This is a genomic window from Maribacter polysaccharolyticus (assembly GCF_028882255.1).
GTDB lineage: Bacteria > Bacteroidota > Bacteroidia > Flavobacteriales > Flavobacteriaceae > Maribacter_A > Maribacter_A polysaccharolyticus.
Genome location: NZ_JARBUY010000001.1, coordinates 416326 through 434816 on the forward strand (window position 1 = coordinate 416326; position 18491 = coordinate 434816).

Consider the following 18491-nt stretch of genomic DNA (forward strand, 5'->3'; position numbering starts at 1 on the left):
TTTTTTTCTGCGTTATAGAACAAAATTTATTTGCCATACATGGGCTTCAATAAAAAAAATACCCCCCTTTTTTACCTGGTTTTGCTTTTTTGCCTTACATTCAGCTTAACCCTACAAAGTAACGGCCACCCAGGTCACTTATACATTTCGGCGATAAATAATTCCGACCACCCATATGACGACAAACTTCCGACAAACATCACGGAAGTATCCCCACCCACAACCGAAAATACACATCAAGCGTTTTGCGCATTGGACCAACCTACCCTAAACACAGTTCAGGTCAATGAATCCGATATAATTTGGTACGACAGGGCCTCCCATGGCAATCCATTGGCTCCAAACACCCTATTACAAGATGGCTTTACCTACTACGCAGCACAGGTAAAGGGAGATGAAGAAAGTACGTTGCGTTTGGCCATTTCCATTTCTTTGCTGATCCCTTCGTCCCCAACAACGGACAAACCCACACAAGTCTTTTCGACAACAGAAAATCCGACCATTGCCGATTTAGAAATACAGGAAACATACATTGTTTGGTACGATGCCCCTGAAGGAGGCAACCTATTGAGTCTAGAAACACCATTACAAAACGGAATAGCCTATTATGCTGCCCAAGTAATATCCAATTGCGAAAGTGTAAAAAGACTTAAGGTGATGGCCGAAATTCACCAACCATCGGATTTAAAGGTTACGAAAACGGTGAACAATGATCACCCAATGATCGGTGAAAAGGTAACTTTGACCATCACCATAGCGAACGATGGTACAACCGACTTTAAGGATATCACCATTACCGAACATCTAGACCGTGGGGTTGATTATGTTAACGCAAAATCGACCATTGGCAGCTATAATGCTTCCGATCATATATGGACACTTTCTTCTTTACCATCACGGACAACTGCGGTCATGGAACTTGTCGTTAAGGCTACTTCCCTCGGAAATTACAGCAGCAATTCAACCCTTGAAACCTCTACCCCCATAGATAAAGAATCCGAGAACAATAGCGCTGAAATTACCTTGGAACCATCTTGCCTTACGATATACAATGAATTTACGCCAAATGACGATGGTAAAAACGACTACTTTAAAATAGATTGCATCGAAACGTTTCCGGAATCGGAGCTCCAAGTGTTTAACAGATATGGCGCCTTGGTATATCAGAAAAAGGCATACCAAAATGATTGGCGCGGTTTGGCCAATGTTAGTGGCGTGGTGGGCAATGGGGAACCCTTGCCTACGGGAACCTACTTTTATAAACTTAAAACCGATGACATAAGCGAAAACATAACAGGCTGGTTGTTTTTAAGAAAAGATTGACAAGCCTTACACCTTAAATTATTTGATGAAATCCCCCCGGAAAAAATCCATAAAACTCCTTGCACTGTTTCTCCTTTTTAGCGGAGGTAGGCTGTTGGCACAACAGTTACCACAGTATACCCAGTATATGTACAACACCTCTACCATAAACCCCGCATATGTTAACGAGAACAACCGATTGGATGCCACAATCACCTACAGGGCCCAATGGGTAGGGATTGATGGGGCCCCGGAAACCAAAGCACTTACCATTACGGGGATCATCAATAACAGAATGGGACTGGGACTCAACCTGTTTAAGGATAATATTGGACCATCTACCGAGTTCAATTCCAATGCGGTTCTCTTTTATTATCTCAACCTCAGTAAAAAAGTGAAAATGTCGCTGGGCATAAATGCCGGTGTCGATTTTTTTGAGGTCGATTATTCCAAGGGCAGTTATTACGATCAAGATGACGTCCTTTTTAGTTATGACAACTATTACAATGCCCTCCCAGCGATAGGAGCCGGAATTTATATATTCAATGACAACTGGTATGTCGGGTTCTCCGTTCCCAACCTGCTCTTGAACAAATCAAACGTAGTAGGCGACACAAACTTGATCCAAAGGGACAACCATATGTATTTTATAGGGGGCTATGTCGTAGCCATTAACTCAGCAACAAAATTAAAACCCTCTATCCTAGTCAAGACGATTGCCAATGCTCCCGCAACGATAGATGCCTCCCTAAACGTACTTTTCATGCAAAAATTCACATTAGGGGTTTCCCATAGATTTAAGGACAGTTTTAGCGCCATGGCCGGATTCCAAATATCCAAAAACTTTTTCCTGGGCTATTCCTACGATTATAGTACATCGGATCTTGGCGACTACAACCGGGGTTCGCACGAAATCATATTGAAGTACCTCATGCCGCGATGGGGCCCTAACGCCCGTTCCCCGAGATTTTTCTAAGCAGACGACCATGAAAGGAATCTTTACCATATTCGCACTATTACTATACAACATCCATCTGGCACAGAACACCAGAGCGGAAGCGAACGAATATTTCCAAAATCTAAACTTTACGGAGGCCATAGTTCTTTACCAACAACTTGATTTGAAAAAGAAAAAACCAAGGCCCTTGATTGTTGAACGGCTAGCCGAAAGTTATTTTAGCATCAGCGATTACGGCAATGCCCGATTATGGTACGAAAAACTTTATGCCCTTAAGGCAAAAAGGGTAGACGAAGCAACCTTCATTAAGTACGTACAAAGCCTTAAAGCCTGCGGTAAATATGTTGAAGCCAACAATTTGATCAAGGAATACTATAGTTACGATGTGCAAAAAATGGCCATCATCATAGCACAGGAACAGTATTTGGACAGCCTTCTTGCACTAGGACCCAAATACGACATACGCAATTCCGAAATCAACTCACCCCTATCCGATTTTGCCCCAATGTACCACAAAGATGCTATCGTATTTTCCTCAAGCCGGGCCCCTGAATTTTCGGAAGACGTGGATTATTCCTGGAACAACCAACCCTATCTTTCCATTTTAATGGCCAATAGGGATACAATATCGGGAAAACTTAGCGCTGTGCGCAAATTCCACAAGAACATCCAATCTTCCTTTCATGAAGGAACCCTGACCTATTCCTCGGATTACAAAACCGTTTATTTTACCCAGAACTATTTAAAAGACAATCACTTACTGGTAAATCCCAAAGGATTTTCCAATATGCGCATCTTTAGGGGGGATGTAACGGGAGATTCGATTGTAAATGCCGTCCCCTTAAAATTCAACAATCCCAAATACTCTTTCGGACATCCTTTTTTGACCAAGGACGGGAAACGACTTTACTTTGTTTCCAACAAGTACGGAGGATTTGGGGAGACCGATATTTATTACGTGGATATTAAGGAGGATGGAAAATTGGGACCGGCCATCAATCTAGGCCCAACTATAAACACCCCAGGAAGGGAAATGTTCCCCTATGTTGACGGACAAAATTTGTATTTTGCTTCTGATAGTCATTTTGGTCTGGGCGGACTCGACATTTTTAAATCGGAAATCGATTCGACCAATAGTTATGGAACCCCAAAAAATATAGGCAAACCCATCAATAGTAATAGGGATGATTTTGCCCTTATAACAAATGATTTCGAAAATACCGGTTATTTTTCTTCCAACAGGACCAATGGCAAAGGGGATGATGACATTTATTCATTTAGCAAAGTAGCTGAGCTGATGAGCTACAAGGGCCGCATTTTAGATGAGGAGATCAAGGCCCCGATCCCTGGGGTTAAAGTAAAAGTTTATGACCGGGAGAAACAGCTGATTACCGAAACCACCACGGATTTGCTTGGTAATTATGAGGTGGCCCTCCCTACTAACGGCAATCACATAATCGCTTTTTTTAAAACGGAATACAAACAAGAAATACAGGCGGTCAACCATGCCGAATCCCCGAACCTTTACCAGGACATCAATACCACCCATTTAACCCCTTTTTCAAGCTATGTCATTAATGAAGGCGGGGTGGAAAAAATTCGGGCTAATCCTATATTCTTTAATTTAAACCGATTTAATATCACCTATAAAGCAGCGAAGGAATTGGACAAGATCGTGACCTTCATGAATGCTTTTCCCAGCGTAAAAATAAAGATTGAGGCCCATACCGATTCCAGGGCATCGGATGCATTCAATTTGAAACTTTCGAACAACAGGGCCAAATCAACCCGGGATTATCTTATTTATATGGGGATCGATGCCTCAAGGATTGAAAGCGCCATTGGCTACGGCGAATCGCGCCTGATCAATCATTGTGCTAACGGCGTTCCCTGCAGCAACGAAGATCATTTGGCCAACAGAAGATGTGATTTTATAATCATCGGAAAATAAAGAATACCACTGTACAGATCCCACACTCGAAATATCCCGTATTTGCAACTATGGGGCACCCCCATACAATCATTCTTTAAACACCGACTACAGCTTTAATTTCATCAATGATCCGATCGGCCAGTGCATCCGCTTCATTTTGACTTTTGGCTTCGGTATATATACGGATTATAGGTTCGGTATTCGACTTCCGCAAATGCACCCAGTTTTCGGCAAAATCGACCTTTACCCCATCAATAGTCGATATTTGCTCCCCGGCATATTTGTCCGCCATGGTTTTTAAAATGCCATCTACATCCAATTCGGGCGTTAATTGGATTTTCTTTTTACTCATAAAGTAACTTGGATAACTATCGCGCAAGTCTTTTACGGTACCACCCTTTTCTGCCATAAGCATCAAGAACAACGCTGTACCCACCAAGGCATCACGACCGTAATGGCTCTCAGGGTAAATAATCCCACCATTACCCTCTCCACCGATTATGGCTTTGTTCCCTTTCATCTTAGTGACCACATTCACCTCACCCACGGCAGCAGCTTCATAGGTACCCCCATGCTTTTCGGTAATATCCCTTAGCGCCCGGGAAGAAGAAAGGTTCGAAACCGTATTTCCTTTTGTTTTACCCAACACATAATCGGCACAGGCCACCAAAGTATATTCCTCCCCGAACATTTCACCATCATTACTTATAAAAGCCAAACGGTCCACATCGGGATCTACCACAATACCGAAATCCGCTTTTTCCTTAACCACAAGTTCACAAATATCCCCGAGATGCTCTTTCAAAGGCTCTGGATTATGGGGAAACTGTCCATTGGGATTACAATACAACTTAACAACTTCAACTCCCAAGGTTTCCAACAATTTAGGAATCGCTATTCCTCCCGTCGAATTCACCCCATCGACCACCACTTTGAATTTGGCTTTCCGAATGGTATCGGCATCTATTAACGGTAGGTCCAGAACTTCATCGACATGAATGTCGATATAGGCATCATTCTTCGTTACACTCCCCAAATCATCCACATCGGCAAACACAAAATCCTCGTTTTCTGCAATTTCAAGGATTCTTGCACCTTGGGAAGCATCCAGAAATTCCCCCTTCTCATTGAGCAACTTTAGGGCATTCCATTGTTTTGGATTATGGCTGGCGGTCAATATTATACCCCCATCCGCTTTTTCCATAGGAACGGCAATTTCCACCGTCGGCGTTGTGGACAGATCCAAATCAATAACATCAATACCCAATCCTACCAAAGTCGACACCACAAGATGTTGTATCATTTCCCCGGATATTCTGGCATCGCGCCCTATGACAACCTTTAAATCGTCTTTTTTGGAATATTCCTTTAGCCACACTCCATAAGCTGCCGCAAATTTTACGGCATCGACAGGAGTTAAGTTATCCCCGGTTTTTCCACCGATAGTACCCCGTATTCCAGAAATTGATTTTATAAGTGTCATAATTTGTTAAAAGTTTTTTGCAAATATAAAGGACTAATGCCAATCCTATCCTTCAATTTGGTAAATTCGATCTTGATAAATCAATAAATCGCCCCATGAATTTTCTGGCCCATATATATCTTTCTTTCGGTGACCAAGAAATCACAATAGGCAACTTTATTGCCGATAGTATCCGTGGCAATAAAATAGACCACCTGCCAAAGCGCATTCAAAAAGGGATTCGTTTACATCGGGAAATAGACACCTACACCGACACCCATACCATACCAAAGATCAGCAGTAAGCGCCTCCATAAAAATTACAGCCATTATAGCCGGGTCATCGTCGACATTTATTATGATCATTTTTTAGCCAAAAACTGGAACGATTATTCCGATATTCCCCTGAATATATTCGTTGATGACTTTTATAAACTTTTGGAAAACAATTACATCATTCTACCGGATGGGGTGCAGTATATGATGCCTTACATGATCAAGGATAACTGGCTTTTGAATTATGCCAAAATGGATGGCATCCAAAAAGCCTTAACCGGTTTGAACCGTAGGACCAACAACAGATCAAAAATGAATTTTGCTATCGTAGATCTTGAGGAACACTATTCGGAATTTGAAAGTGAGTTCACCGCATTCTTTGATGAATTGATCACTTTTTCAAAACAAAAATTCAAAACCTTATAACCAATATATCAATAACCAACATTTTATTACATGAAGCTTTTATTTAAACATTTAATTCTCTTTGCCTCTTTACTCATTTTAACCAACTGTAAAGAACAACCCGCCCGACCTACAGGGGCAGTAGCCAATAAGGCGATGGTCGTTTCCGCCCGTGTGGAAGCCTCAGCCATAGGTGCGGAAATCCTAAAAAACGGAGGAAATGCCTTTGATGCCATGGTAGGAACGGAGATGGCCCTCGTAGTCGCCTATCCTTTTGCCGGGAACCTTGGAGGTGGAGGATTCATGGTTTACCGAAAGAGCAATGGAGACAAAGGCTCGATAGACTACCGGGAAAAAGCCCCTTTAGCAGCCCATAAGGACCTGTATTTGGATTCGCTGGGTAATGTCATTCCAGGGAAAAGTACCATTGGGGCCACGGCAGTAGGCGTGCCGGGAACCATAGCCGGAATTTTTGAAGTTCATGAGAAATTCGGAAGCCTACCTATGGAAGACATCCTAAAACCCGTGATCGCATTGGCGGAAAAAGGCATTGTGGCAACAGAAAACCAAGCGAAACGCCTTGAAAGATATAGGGAACAACTACGTGAATTAAACGGAGATAACAACTTGTTTGTCAAGGATATCAAAAAAGGGGATACTTTAAAATACCCCGCCCTGGCGAATACCTTGAAACGCATCGTCAAAAATGGGCGTGATGAATTCTACAAGGGCAAAACGGCGGAAATTTTATCCTCATTCATCCAAGAAAAAGGAGGCTATGTCACCATGGAAGACTTAGCTCGCTACGAAGCCAAATGGCGTCAACCCATTATCTTCACTTACAAAGACCTTAATATTATCTCTATGAGTCCCCCAAGCAGCGGCGGGGTTACCATGAACCAGATTTTCAAGATGATAGAACCTTACGAGATCTCCGGGTACGGTCACAACTCCACAGAAACCATTCAATTGTTCACCGAAGCCAGTCGAAGGGCCTATGCCGATCGCAATTATTTCTTGGGAGACCCCGATTTTGTCGACATTCCGTTAGACATTCTCTTGAGTAAAAATTACTTAAACGAAAGAATGAAAGATTTCACTTTCGATAAAGCCACCTTATCCGCTGACATTGAGAGAGGTAAGCTCCAGACCTATGAAAGTTCGGAAACCACCCATTACTCCATTGTTGACCAGGAAGGAAATGCCGTATCGGTTACCACCACCTTGAATGGGGCATACGGATCAAAATTATATTGCGAGGAATTGGGCTTCTTCCTGAACAATGAAATGGATGACTTCAGTTCTAAACCCGGCGTACCCAATATGTTCGGATTGATCGGAGCCGAGGCCAATAGTATTGCCCCCGAAAAAAGAATGTTAAGCTCCATGACCCCGACCATTGTAGAGAAAGACGGAAAGCTTTGGATGGTAGTGGGCAGCCCAGGGGGATCGACCATCATAACCGCTGTGGCCCAAACCATTTTAAACACCTACGAATTCAAAATGAGCATGCAAGATGCGGTCAACGCACCTCGATTCCATCATCAATGGTTGCCAGACTACATTATATTCGAACCCGAAGGTTTCCCTTCCATCATCAAAGACGAATTAAAAGCCAAAGGATATATCATCAACGAAGACCGAACCCCCATCTTGGGCAAAGTGGATGCCATTCGCGTATTGCCCGATGGACGATTGGAAGGTGGGGCAGATAAACGCGGTGATGACGCAGCTGTAGGATATTGAACAAACCAAAAGACAAGGTTTCAAAACCAAGTAGTCCGGTTGCCTGATTTTAACCCAATCAGGCCCTAGCCGCGAAACCATAAAAACAACAAGCCATTTAAACAGGACACGGGATGCTGAAAAAGTCGATCAAAATACTCCTTGGATTCATCGGACTCCTATTGGCAGGGTCGGTGGTGCTTTATATCCTCTACAACGAACCGCTGCCAGAGGGACAATCGGGACCGGATGCGGATGCCTTGGCACATAAAATGCTCAAGGCCATAAACATTGAAGCCTTTAAGGACACCCGTTATCTCGAATGGACCTTTCGTAATGGCAAACATGCCTACCAATGGGATAAAACCCTGGGCAAGGTCAAAGTCTCATGGAGCGATATGACCGTAGACCTAAACCTTAACAATACCCAAGAAAGCGAGGTGTTTGAAAAAGGCAGAATGATAACCGAACAGGAAAAACGGCAAAAAGCCATTAAAAAATCAATTGGACTATTCAACAATGATTCCTACTGGCTAGTCGCCCCTTTCAAGGTTTTTGACGAAGGCGTCGAACGTTATTTGGTAAAATCGGACGATGGCACGGATGCCCTGTTGGTAACGTATACTTCGGGTGGCAGCACCCCTGGGGATTCGTATTTATGGAAATTACAGCCCAACGGCTTTCCGATAAGCTTTCAAATGTGGGTGCGGATAATTCCCATAGGAGGACTGGAAGCCACATGGGACGACTGGCAACTGGTCGAAAGTGGGGCATTTATAGCCAAGTCCCATCGCTTAGGACCCATTACGATCGATATGGGCGATGTTCGGGGCTATACCCCATAAGCCCCAATAGGGTAATTTGGCAGCAATGACCACAAACACCCATTTAATTCGCTATTTTTAATCCCATATTCAAAGGTAGACCCAAATGATATTCAACATTTTACAAAAAGAAGATACAACCCCCGAAGTCAGCAAACAGATACACGAACTGTTCCAAGTTCTAAATGCCGATATCGATCAATGGGACATTGAACGAATAATGGCACAAGGCAACGAATTCATCTTAGCGTGCTGCTGGGAAAATGACAAATTAATAGGAATGGCTTCCTTGGCGACTTACAAGGCAATTTCCGGATATAAGGGCATGGTAGAGGATGTTGTGGTCGCCGAAAGCATGAGAAGTAAAGGGATAGGTAGGAAATTGATGGAAATGCTCCTTCTCGAAGGGAAACGATTGCAACTTTCAGAGATTTTATTATTCAGTGGCCACCATCGCAAACCAGCCATCGCCCTGTATAAAAGTCTGGGATTCAATCAAAAGAACAGCGGTATGTACACCTTGAAATTATCAGGAAGTAACAGGACTTGAAAAAATACATAAACATAACATACACAAGGTTTTAATTGATATTACCTGAACATTTACCGTAATAGCTATACTGACTTTAACCAACTACGGAAAACTTGCGGACTACCCCTTACACCATCGTAAGAATCCTTAGGATGTTATACGCCAACCACACGCCATACCACACCTTAAACGGAATGTTGTCAATTCCCCTTGTTTTTCCCGATCTGACTTTTCAATTCTTCCATAGACTCCTGCAATTGACGCAACAACCCTTTTTCCGTAGTTGCATCTATTCCAAAAGTAATCTTACTGTTCACCTGCCAAATTTCCTGAATCTGATGGGGTTCTATTTCATAAGGCGGATAGGTTTCATTCAAGCTTATCAAGATGATTTTATTGGATGAGGGTGACTTATCGATTTTCTTGACCAAAACAGCATCCTGTAAAACGATTACATAAATTTTGTTTGGCCCGACATCAGAAATATCCTCAATGGCTTTTGCCAATACCCACTCCCCAGGTTTCAGATTGGGCAACATACTGTCCCCTTCCACCTGAAAACCCCGATAAGTGGCATTCCTAAATTCCGGTAGCGGCAAATCAAAAGCCGGCAATTGTTTATACCAACTGGTATCCTGAATGTTTTGAGGGTAACCTGCCGCAGCCTTGGCATTGACCAAGACCATATTTTCATTATCGGATGAATCTACGGTCACCACTTTAGGGATCACACTGGTATTCGAAGGTTCCAAATACTGCTTATCACTTTCGGCAAACAACCATAATGGGTTGATTTTAAATTGCTTCAACAGCTCAGCGACCACTTTTCCCGATAATTTGGTTCTCCCCCTTTCAATATCGGCCGTGGTGTTTCCGGCCCCCAAAACCTTTGCAAATTCGGCTTGGGTATACCCCAAAGACCTTCGGACCTCGGTAAACCGTTTTAATGTAAGATCATTTTCCATACCCAAAGATACGTATTTTGGAATATATCCAAAATATTTATGGAATATTTCCGTAATTGGGATTATTTCCATATTTTTGGATTATATACCAATTCAAAGATGACAATAAATACGATCCAAGACCGTCTAAGCCAATTTGCCCATGCAGGGACAAGGGAGATCCTTTCGGGGAATAAGATGTTCCATATCCATAGGACGGCCACAAGCACCCGTCGCGACAACATGGTAGGCGATGACGACAAAGACACATCAATACATCAAAGCATTCAATTACGATTATTTTAAAAACTATGGGAAATTCTATGATACTAGTATACGATGGGAGTTTCAATGGGTTCCTTACCGCTATGCACTTTGCCCTTGAAAACAATATGGAGGTTTTGGGATTTCAAAAAAACGGTTCGGACCAAGAAGGTCTTTTTACGGATCGATTGATTATTGCAACCCAAAAAACAAAGGCACGGGAATTATGGGAAAGCCTTGAAAAAAAGAGCCACCCGGCAATCAGGACCATCTATTTTTCCTTTTTAAGCGAAGCCATTGGGATTGATTTCATGCTTTATCAATATATTAGGAAACTATATAGCCTATTGGATATGGAGGGCATGGAACAAGCCGCGATGGTCGAATCGAAAATCACCAAATTGGCCTATCAGGTGCACCGGGAGAAATCATATATTGAAAGTTCATTGGATTTTCCAAACACCGACACCTCGGTGTATTATACTGAATTGGCCTCCGATTACAATGTCTTACCACTAATTTCCAGACACTTCAGGCACAAATACCCAAAACAGCCTTGGATCATCTTCGACCGTAACCGCAAATACGGGGTGTATTACAACGGAATGACACTTGAAATGATTTCAGAGCAGTCCAAGGAAAGGTATTTAAAAACCAAAATGCCCTTTCCCCAAAATCGGGAAAACAGCTACAGAATGGCAATGTAAATGGGAGCAAGAACTATTTTGACCTTTCCCCTATGAATTGATCGCTCTTATTCTGAAAGAGAATATTGAATGTGGTCAGGCTTCCGTAGATTCGGGTAATATATTGTTGTAGATCAACTTTTTCCTGGTCATCAAGATGCTTACTGGCATTGATTTTTTGCTCCATCACACGTATTCGATCCCGAACCATTACGATCTTATGGAAAAATGTATCAATGGGTATTTCCTTTTCGGACAAATTCGCCTCACCCGGTTTAATAACCAATGTACCTCCTTTCCATTTACTCCCCAAGGCGGTCGCATTATTGATATCGCTCCATCTTCTCAATATGGAAATCAGACTCAGCTCCACATCGGAAAAACTGACCGTATCCACCTCATCGGTAACCGCCTCAATGACCTCGAACCCCGCATCAATGGCAATGGTTTCCAACCCCCCATCGATAAAAGTCACCCAATACTGTTCCGAACTAAGATTGGTTACAACCCCTTTTCCAAATTCCGGATGATCGATCCTTGACCCTATCCCTAATAATTTCATATTCGAATGCTTTATTTTATTTCAAAATTAACTTTCACCATCGATAAATCAAAACTTGGGCAACTTCCTTTTTAGGGGGCAAAACCGTACCTTTGCCACTTTGCCGTAAAAGAAAATGACAAACTACGAGGAAAATATTGAGGTCAAAGGGGCCCGTGTCCATAATCTCAAAAATATCGATGTTACCATACCTAGGGAAAAGCTGGTGGTTATCACCGGATTGTCGGGAAGTGGTAAATCATCCCTTGCTTTTGACACCATATATGCGGAAGGCCAACGTAGGTACATCGAAACCTTTTCAGCATATGCCCGTCAATTTTTGGGCGGACTGGAACGTCCCGATGTTGACAAAATCGATGGACTTTCACCGGTCATTGCCATTGAACAGAAAACGACATCGAAATCCCCTCGCTCCACGGTAGGTACCATAACCGAAATATATGACTTTCTTAGACTGTTATTTGCCCGTGCCGGTGATGCATACAGTTATAATACCGGCGAAAAGATGGTCAGTTACAGTGATCGGCAGATCAAGGAGCTGATCATTACCGACTATAAAGGAAAAAAAATAAACATACTTGCCCCCATTATCAAATCGCGAAAAGGGCATTATCGTGAATTATTCGAACAAATTGCCAAACAGGGTTTCGTCAAGGTTCGGGTCGATGGTGAAATCAAGGATATCGTAAAGGGCATGAAGGTTGACCGGTACAAGACCCATGATATCGAAATTGTCATTGATCGACTTAAAATTACCGACAACTCGGAATTGGACAATCGCATGACCGAAACCATCAATACGGCCATGTATAGCGGCGAAAATGTCTTGATGGTTTTGGAAGAAGGCCAAAACGTTCCGCGGTATTTCAGTCGTGACCTTATGTGTCCGACCACCGGTATCTCGTACCCTACCCCAGAGCCCAATACGTTTTCGTTCAACTCCCCTAAAGGCATGTGTCCAAATTGCAATGGATTGGGCCATGTACATGAAGTTAACGAGAAGAAGATCTTTCCGAACAAAAAACTTTCGATCCATGCAGGCGGAATCGCACCATTGGGTCCCTACAAAAAATCATGGGCCTTCAAGCAAATAGAGACCATAGCAAAACGATATGGATTTGAACTTCAGGATCCCATAAACAAGATTCCGACCGAAGCCATTGAAGTCATTTTGAATGGGGGTCAGGACAGTTTTGATATCGAATCGAAAACCCTTGGGGTCAAACGGAACTACAAAATAGATTACGAAGGTATAACGAACTTTATCAAAAACCAGTTCGAAGAATCGGATAGCGTCTCCATCAAACGATGGGCCAAGGAATATATGGATAAAATCATTTGTCCAACCTGCAATGGATCACGTTTGCGACAAGAATCCTTGAATTTCAAGATCGATGAAAAGAACATTGCGGATATCTCCAATATGGATATTGCCGAAGTGGCCGGTTTCTTTAAGGACTTGGAAGATAAATTAAGTGGCAATCAATTAAAGATCGCCGAAGAAATCATAAAGGAAATCAAAACCCGGGTCCAATTTTTATTGGATGTCGGTTTGGATTACCTCTCCCTGAACCGAAGCTCCAAATCCCTTTCCGGAGGTGAAGCCCAGCGTATTCGTCTTGCCACCCAAATCGGGACCCAATTGGTTGGCGTACTTTACATTTTGGACGAACCCAGTATTGGCCTACATCAACGCGATAACAATCGATTGATCAGCTCTCTGGAAGCCCTGCGTGATATCGGGAATTCCATTATTGTTGTAGAACACGACAGGGACATGATAGAAAGGGCCGACCATGTTATTGACATTGGCCCGAAAGCAGGCCGTCACGGAGGTGAAATCATTACGGAAGGACCGCCACATGAATTGAAGCACCACCATACCCTTACCGCCGATTACATTAGCGGTGCAAAGCAAATAACGGTACCGAAACAGCGAAGAAAAGGGAATGGCAAAAAGATTACTTTAGCCGGTTGTACCGGAAACAACCTCAAGAATGTCACCATCGACATTCCTTTGGGCCAAATGATCGGGGTAACCGGTGTTTCAGGTAGCGGTAAATCCACTTTGATCAATGAGACCCTCTACCCTATCATGAATGCCCATTATTTCAATGGTGTTCGTAAACCCATGCCCTATAAATCAATTAAAGGGCTGGAACATATTGACAAGGTTATAGATATCAACCAAAGTCCGATCGGGCGTACCCCAAGATCCAATCCGGCCACATATACGGGTGTTTTTAGCGAAATCCGGTCCCTATTCACCAAAACCCCGGAGGCTGCCATCAGGGGGTATAAACCGGGGCGGTTCAGTTTTAACGTCAAGGGAGGCCGGTGCGAAACATGCCAAGGCGGGGGCGTACGGGTAATTGAAATGAACTTTCTTCCTGATGTTTATGTGGAATGCGAAGCGTGTAACGGCAAACGTTTCAATAGGGAAACCCTGGAAATACGTTACAAGGGAAAATCAATTTCCGACGTACTTGATATGACCATAAACGAGGCCGTAGCTTTTTTCGAAATGATACCCAAAATACATCGAAAATTAAAGACCATCCAAGATGTGGGATTGGGTTATATTTCCCTAGGGCAACAATCCACCACGCTATCCGGTGGGGAAGCGCAACGTATAAAATTGGCCACCGAACTTTCCAAACGCGACACGGGTAATACTTTTTATATCCTGGACGAACCGACAACCGGCCTACATTTTGAAGATATTAGGGTACTTTTGGAAGTCCTGAATAAATTGGTGGATAAAGGGAATACCGTTTTGGTGATCGAACACAATTTGGACGTTATCAAGGTAGTGGACCATATCATCGATATCGGATATGAAGGTGGACGAGGCGGCGGTATGGTCGTTGCGAAAGGTACTCCGGAAGAAGTCTGCAAGGACAAAAAAAGTTATACCGCACAATTTTTAAGCCCGGAATTGGGTTTGGACACATAGAAAGCTAAACATTATATTAAAAGAACGGTGACCCTTTTGATCACCTACTTAAAACGATACCTAATAGCATGAGAAAAGAACAACATTTCAAAGGTTGGAACGAAATTAAGACCAACGATTCTTGGGCCATATTCAAAATAATGGGCGAATTTGTGAGTGGCTTTGAAAAAATGAGTGAAATCGGTCCCTGTGTATCCATCTTCGGATCTGCCAGGACCAAGGAGAACTCCCCGTTTTATAACCTTTCCGTCAAAATCGCCAAACACATTGCCGAAGCTGGGTACGGTGTCATAACCGGTGGAGGCCCGGGTATCATGGAAGCCGGTAACCGAGGGGCCCACTTGGCTGGAGGGACTTCCGTGGGCTTGAATATCGACCTTCCTTTTGAGCAACATGACAACCCCTATATCGATCGCGATAAAAGCCTTGATTTCGACTACTTCTTTGTTCGAAAAGTCATGTTCGTGAAATACTCCCAAGGTTTTGTGGTCATGCCGGGCGGATTTGGAACGCTCGATGAGCTTTTTGAGGCAATAACCCTTATCCAAACCAACAAAATTGAAAAATTTCCCATTATATTAGTGGGCACCAAATTTTGGAGTGGACTTATTGATTGGATCAAGGATACAATGCTGGAAGCCGGAAATATCAGCCCCAAGGATTTAGATCTTATAAAACTGGTAGACACCGAGGGGGAAGTTGTGGATATTTTGGATTCTTTCTACAAAGGCCGATCATTGAGCCCGAATTTCTAAATAGAATAGTTGAAAAAGAACGTTTATATTAATTACATTTTAGGCATACTGGCTTTTGTTGTAGGCATTCAGACCATATACGGCCAGCACACAAATATCCTATCGGTCCAATTGAACGGGGAGAATAAGGAATTGAGCATTCAACAGGAATTCATTTATGTGAATTCTTCCAAATATACCTTGGAAGAACTCTATTTCAATGACTGGGCGCATGCCTATTCGAACAAAAACACAGGTCTTGCCAAAAGATTTGCCCAAGAATTCAAAAAAAGCCTCCATTTGGCCAAGGATGACGAACGGGGACGCACGACCATCCTGAGTGCCGTTGATGATGAATACCGGGGCTTGTTTTGGGAGCGAACGGAAGAAAAAGACCTGCTTAAGATCACCTTGAACAAACCCTTGTATCCCGGTGAACAGGTTAAATTGTTCATGACCTATACCGTAAAATTGCCTCCAGATAAATACACGACCTATGGGTACACCAATAGGGATGAATATTACCTAAAGGATTGGTATTTATCGCCAGCCGTTTTCAATGGGGAATGGAATTTGTATTCCAATAAGAACCTCGAGGATCTATATACCGATATTACCCATACAACGGTCCATATCACTTATCCGGGCAATCTTTTCCTTACTACGAATTACAGGAACCTCGGTACCTCAAATTTCCCAAAGGAAAACCAGACCCAGTTGGAAGCCATAAAGCAAAAAAATTGTGAGATCATTCTAAGTCCGTTCAAAAGGTTCACTACCCATGTGACCCCGTACATGACCGTGGTCACCGATTTACAAAGTCCTAAATACGACAAAATTACCCAAGGGATTTCCATTGCCAAGGTTTCCAAATTCATATTCGACAATCTTGGTAAATATCCCCATGCCCAATTACTGGTCAGCCAAAAGGATTACAACAAAAGTCCCCTTTACGGACTTAACCAACTTCCCTATTTCATTAGGCCTTACGAAGAGCAATTTCAATTTGAAATGAAGTTCTTAAAAACGGCACTGAACAAATTCTTGACGGAAACCCTATATCTAAATCCAAGAAAAGAGCAATGGCTTAAAGATGCCATTGCCAATTATTTGATGATCGATTATGTGGAGACTTTTTATCCCGATCAGAAACTTTTGGGCAAACTTTCGAATATTTGGGGGATTCGGGGATTCAACCTCGCAAAGATGGATTTTAACGAGCAATACCCCTTCCTATACATGCTTACTGCCCGTAAGAACCTAGATCAAGCCCTTACCACTCCCAACGACTCATTGATCAAATTCAATCAAAAGATAGCCAATAAATATAAGGCCGGTATGGGACTTTCCTATTTGGCCGATTATATTGGAAAGGAAAAGATCGACAACAGTATCAAAACCTATTTTAAACACTATTCACTGAACTCTGCCAAGGTCCTGGATTTTGAATCCATTATAAAGCGGTCTACCGATACCGATATCGATTGGTTTTTCAGGGATTATCTATCAACCGATAAAAAGATCGACTTTAAGATCAAAAAAATCACCAAAACCGACGATTCATTACGGGTAACCCTAAAAAACAAGGAAGGCACCAATGTACCCATTTCACTTTTTGGCATCAAGAAAGATTCGGTGGTTTCCAAATACTGGTTTACCGATATAAAAACCCAAAAGACCTTTACCATCCCTAGAGGGAACGAAGACCGAATGGTCTTGAATTATGACCATAAAATTCCCGAATTCAATGAAAGGGACAATTGGAAATCTTTAAAAGGCTTTTTTTCAAGCAATAAAAAATTACAGTTCCGTTTTTTTAAAGATGCCGAAGACCCCTATTACAATCAGGTTTTCTACGTGCCCGTAATCAACTTCAACATTTACGATGGGTGGTCTCCGGGTATGCGGATCTACAATAAGACTTTTTTGGAAAAACCTTTCGTATATGATTTTGCCCCATCGTATGCCTTCAAAGAAAAATCCTTGGTGGGATATGGCAAGTTCAATTACCGGAAATACCTAAGTAAAAGTGGTCTTTACGTCGCGAATTACGGCCTAAGGGGGTCAACATCACATTATCAGACCAATTCGAGATACACCACCATTACCCCTTCGATAAGTTATGGGTGGCGGCCGGAAGACCTACGATCCAACGAAAGGGATTTTCTTAGCCTTCGCTTTGTAAATGTATTCAGAACCCTTGATGAAAATGTGGATAATGTGGAAACCGATCCGGATTACAGTGTTCTGAACGCACGTTTCACACATAGTGTCAATGGTATTATCGATTATTTCTCTTGGTTTGCCGACGCCCAATACAGCAAGGAATTCAGCAAGCTCTCTTTTGAACTGGAATACCGAAAATTATTCGAGAACAACAGACAATTCAATTTCAGGTTCTTCGCCGGTAAATTCCTGAGAAACACCATCGCACCCGATGAGCAATTTTTCGATTTTGCCCTTGACAGGCCCAATGATTATCTATTTGATTACAACTACTTGGGTAGGTCCGAAGAAACCGGCTTGTACAGTCAACAGATCATTATAGCCGAAGGCGGTTTTAAATCCAAATTAAAGGATCCCTTCTCCAATGATTGGATGGCTACCGCCAATACCAGTATCAATATTTGGAAATGGATCGAATTTTACAGCGATGTCGGATTTTTAAAGAGAAAGAAGGAAAAAGAACGATTGGTCTATGACTCCGGTATCCGCTTAAACCTGGTTACTGATTATTTTGAACTCTACTTTCCACTATACTCCAACAATGGTTGGGAAGTATCACAGCCCAATTATGAGGAAAAAATCAGATTCATCGTTACCTTGAGCCCAAAAACCTTAACGGGCTTATTTACTCGAAAATGGTTTTAATATTTTACCATATCACCAATTATTGGCCTATAATTTTTTTAAATCATCAACTTTTTAT

Annotated in this window: 15 protein-coding genes; 12 read left to right on the forward strand and 3 right to left on the reverse strand. The window is 42.5% G+C overall.

The annotated features are described in order from the left end of the window. Positions 1–252 precede the first annotated feature (252 nt). Genes PHU20_RS01840 through PHU20_RS01850 form a run of 3 tightly spaced genes read left to right on the forward strand, consistent with a single transcriptional unit; the run spans position 253 to position 4211 of the window. A complete protein-coding gene (locus PHU20_RS01840) occupies positions 253–1323 on the forward strand; it encodes a T9SS type B sorting domain-containing protein (protein ID WP_274823634.1) in 1071 nt (356 codons plus the stop codon). A 25-nt stretch (positions 1324–1348) separates the two neighbouring features. Further along, complete coding sequence (locus PHU20_RS01845) at positions 1349–2278, forward strand: PorP/SprF family type IX secretion system membrane protein (protein ID WP_274823635.1); 930 nt, start codon at positions 1349–1351, stop codon at positions 2276–2278. A 10-nt stretch (positions 2279–2288) separates the two neighbouring features. Next, positions 2289–4211, forward strand: coding sequence for an OmpA family protein (locus PHU20_RS01850; RefSeq protein ID WP_274823636.1), 1923 nt, complete (start codon positions 2289–2291; stop codon positions 4209–4211). 76 nt (positions 4212–4287) lie between these two features. Here PHU20_RS01850 and glmM read toward each other — a convergent pair whose 3' ends face one another. Further along, a complete protein-coding gene (glmM, locus tag PHU20_RS01855; protein WP_274823637.1) occupies positions 4288–5676 on the reverse strand; it encodes a phosphoglucosamine mutase in 1389 nt (462 codons plus the stop codon). A gap of 95 nt (positions 5677–5771) precedes the next feature. Here glmM and PHU20_RS01860 point away from each other — a divergent pair, with 95 nt between their 5' ends. The 4 genes from PHU20_RS01860 to PHU20_RS01875 all read left to right on the forward strand — a co-directional run bounded on the left by PHU20_RS01860 (position 5772) and on the right by PHU20_RS01875 (position 9434). Then, a complete protein-coding gene (locus PHU20_RS01860) occupies positions 5772–6356 on the forward strand; it encodes an acyl carrier protein phosphodiesterase (RefSeq protein ID WP_274823638.1) in 585 nt (194 codons plus the stop codon). A gap of 30 nt (positions 6357–6386) precedes the next feature. Then, on the forward strand, positions 6387–8081 hold the full coding sequence (gene ggt / locus PHU20_RS01865) for a gamma-glutamyltransferase (RefSeq protein WP_274823639.1): 1695 nt from the start codon (positions 6387–6389) through the stop codon (positions 8079–8081). A gap of 113 nt (positions 8082–8194) precedes the next feature. Then, a complete protein-coding gene (locus PHU20_RS01870; RefSeq protein ID WP_274823640.1) occupies positions 8195–8905 on the forward strand; it encodes a hypothetical protein in 711 nt (236 codons plus the stop codon). Positions 8906–8990: 85 nt separating this feature from the next. Next, positions 8991–9434: a GNAT family N-acetyltransferase gene (locus PHU20_RS01875; RefSeq protein WP_274823641.1), complete on the forward strand. Its 444-nt coding sequence runs from the start codon at positions 8991–8993 to the stop codon at positions 9432–9434. A gap of 182 nt (positions 9435–9616) precedes the next feature. Here PHU20_RS01875 and PHU20_RS01880 read toward each other — a convergent pair whose 3' ends face one another. After that, positions 9617–10381 carry an XRE family transcriptional regulator gene (locus tag PHU20_RS01880; RefSeq protein ID WP_274824451.1) on the reverse strand — a complete coding sequence of 255 codons (765 nt, stop codon included), beginning with the start codon at positions 10379–10381 and terminating at the stop codon, positions 9617–9619. Between the two features lie 99 nt (positions 10382–10480). Between PHU20_RS01880 and PHU20_RS01885 the strand changes: the two genes are divergently transcribed. Beyond that, entirely contained in the window at positions 10481–10666 is a 186-nt protein-coding gene (locus tag PHU20_RS01885; RefSeq protein WP_274823642.1) for a hypothetical protein, read from the forward strand. Positions 10667–10683: 17 nt separating this feature from the next. Further along, on the forward strand, positions 10684–11331 hold the full coding sequence (locus tag PHU20_RS01890) for a TIGR03915 family putative DNA repair protein (protein ID WP_274823643.1): 648 nt from the start codon (positions 10684–10686) through the stop codon (positions 11329–11331). 13 nt (positions 11332–11344) lie between these two features. Here PHU20_RS01890 and PHU20_RS01895 read toward each other — a convergent pair whose 3' ends face one another. Beyond that, positions 11345–11872 carry a hypothetical protein gene (locus tag PHU20_RS01895; RefSeq protein WP_274823644.1) on the reverse strand — a complete coding sequence of 176 codons (528 nt, stop codon included), beginning with the start codon at positions 11870–11872 and terminating at the stop codon, positions 11345–11347. A 115-nt stretch (positions 11873–11987) separates the two neighbouring features. Between PHU20_RS01895 and uvrA the strand changes: the two genes are divergently transcribed. From uvrA to PHU20_RS01910, 3 genes are all read left to right on the forward strand, one after another. Next, positions 11988–14828, forward strand: coding sequence for an excinuclease ABC subunit UvrA (gene uvrA, locus PHU20_RS01900; RefSeq protein ID WP_274823645.1), 2841 nt, complete (start codon positions 11988–11990; stop codon positions 14826–14828). 68 nt (positions 14829–14896) lie between these two features. Beyond that, a complete protein-coding gene (locus tag PHU20_RS01905) occupies positions 14897–15583 on the forward strand; it encodes an LOG family protein (RefSeq protein ID WP_274823646.1) in 687 nt (228 codons plus the stop codon). Positions 15584–15592: 9 nt separating this feature from the next. Further along, the gene (locus PHU20_RS01910; protein ID WP_274823647.1) at positions 15593–18433 is read left to right on the forward strand and encodes a M1 family aminopeptidase; all 2841 of its coding nucleotides are present in this window, start codon (positions 15593–15595) and stop codon (positions 18431–18433) included. The last annotated feature ends 58 nt before the right edge of the window (positions 18434–18491 follow it).

Excerpts from the sequence above, each read along its gene's own strand:
- PHU20_RS01845 (WP_274823635.1), top strand. The coding sequence starts at position 1,349 with ATGAAATCCCCCCGGAAAAAATCCATAAAACTCCTTGCACTGTTTCTC.
- PHU20_RS01850 (WP_274823636.1), top strand. The coding sequence starts at position 2,289 with ATGAAAGGAATCTTTACCATATTCGCACTATTACTATACAACATCCAT.
- glmM (WP_274823637.1), bottom strand. The coding sequence starts at position 5,676 with ATGACACTTATAAAATCAATTTCTGGAATACGGGGTACTATCGGTGGA.
- PHU20_RS01860 (WP_274823638.1), top strand. The coding sequence starts at position 5,772 with ATGAATTTTCTGGCCCATATATATCTTTCTTTCGGTGACCAAGAAATC.
- ggt (WP_274823639.1), top strand. The coding sequence starts at position 6,387 with ATGAAGCTTTTATTTAAACATTTAATTCTCTTTGCCTCTTTACTCATT.
- PHU20_RS01870 (WP_274823640.1), top strand. The coding sequence starts at position 8,195 with ATGCTGAAAAAGTCGATCAAAATACTCCTTGGATTCATCGGACTCCTA.
- PHU20_RS01875 (WP_274823641.1), top strand. The coding sequence starts at position 8,991 with ATGATATTCAACATTTTACAAAAAGAAGATACAACCCCCGAAGTCAGC.
- PHU20_RS01880 (WP_274824451.1), bottom strand. The coding sequence starts at position 10,381 with ATGGAAAATGATCTTACATTAAAACGGTTTACCGAGGTCCGAAGGTCT.
- PHU20_RS01885 (WP_274823642.1), top strand. The coding sequence starts at position 10,481 with ATGACAATAAATACGATCCAAGACCGTCTAAGCCAATTTGCCCATGCA.
- PHU20_RS01890 (WP_274823643.1), top strand. The coding sequence starts at position 10,684 with ATGATACTAGTATACGATGGGAGTTTCAATGGGTTCCTTACCGCTATG.
- PHU20_RS01895 (WP_274823644.1), bottom strand. The coding sequence starts at position 11,872 with ATGAAATTATTAGGGATAGGGTCAAGGATCGATCATCCGGAATTTGGA.
- uvrA (WP_274823645.1), top strand. The coding sequence starts at position 11,988 with ATGACAAACTACGAGGAAAATATTGAGGTCAAAGGGGCCCGTGTCCAT.
- PHU20_RS01905 (WP_274823646.1), top strand. The coding sequence starts at position 14,897 with ATGAGAAAAGAACAACATTTCAAAGGTTGGAACGAAATTAAGACCAAC.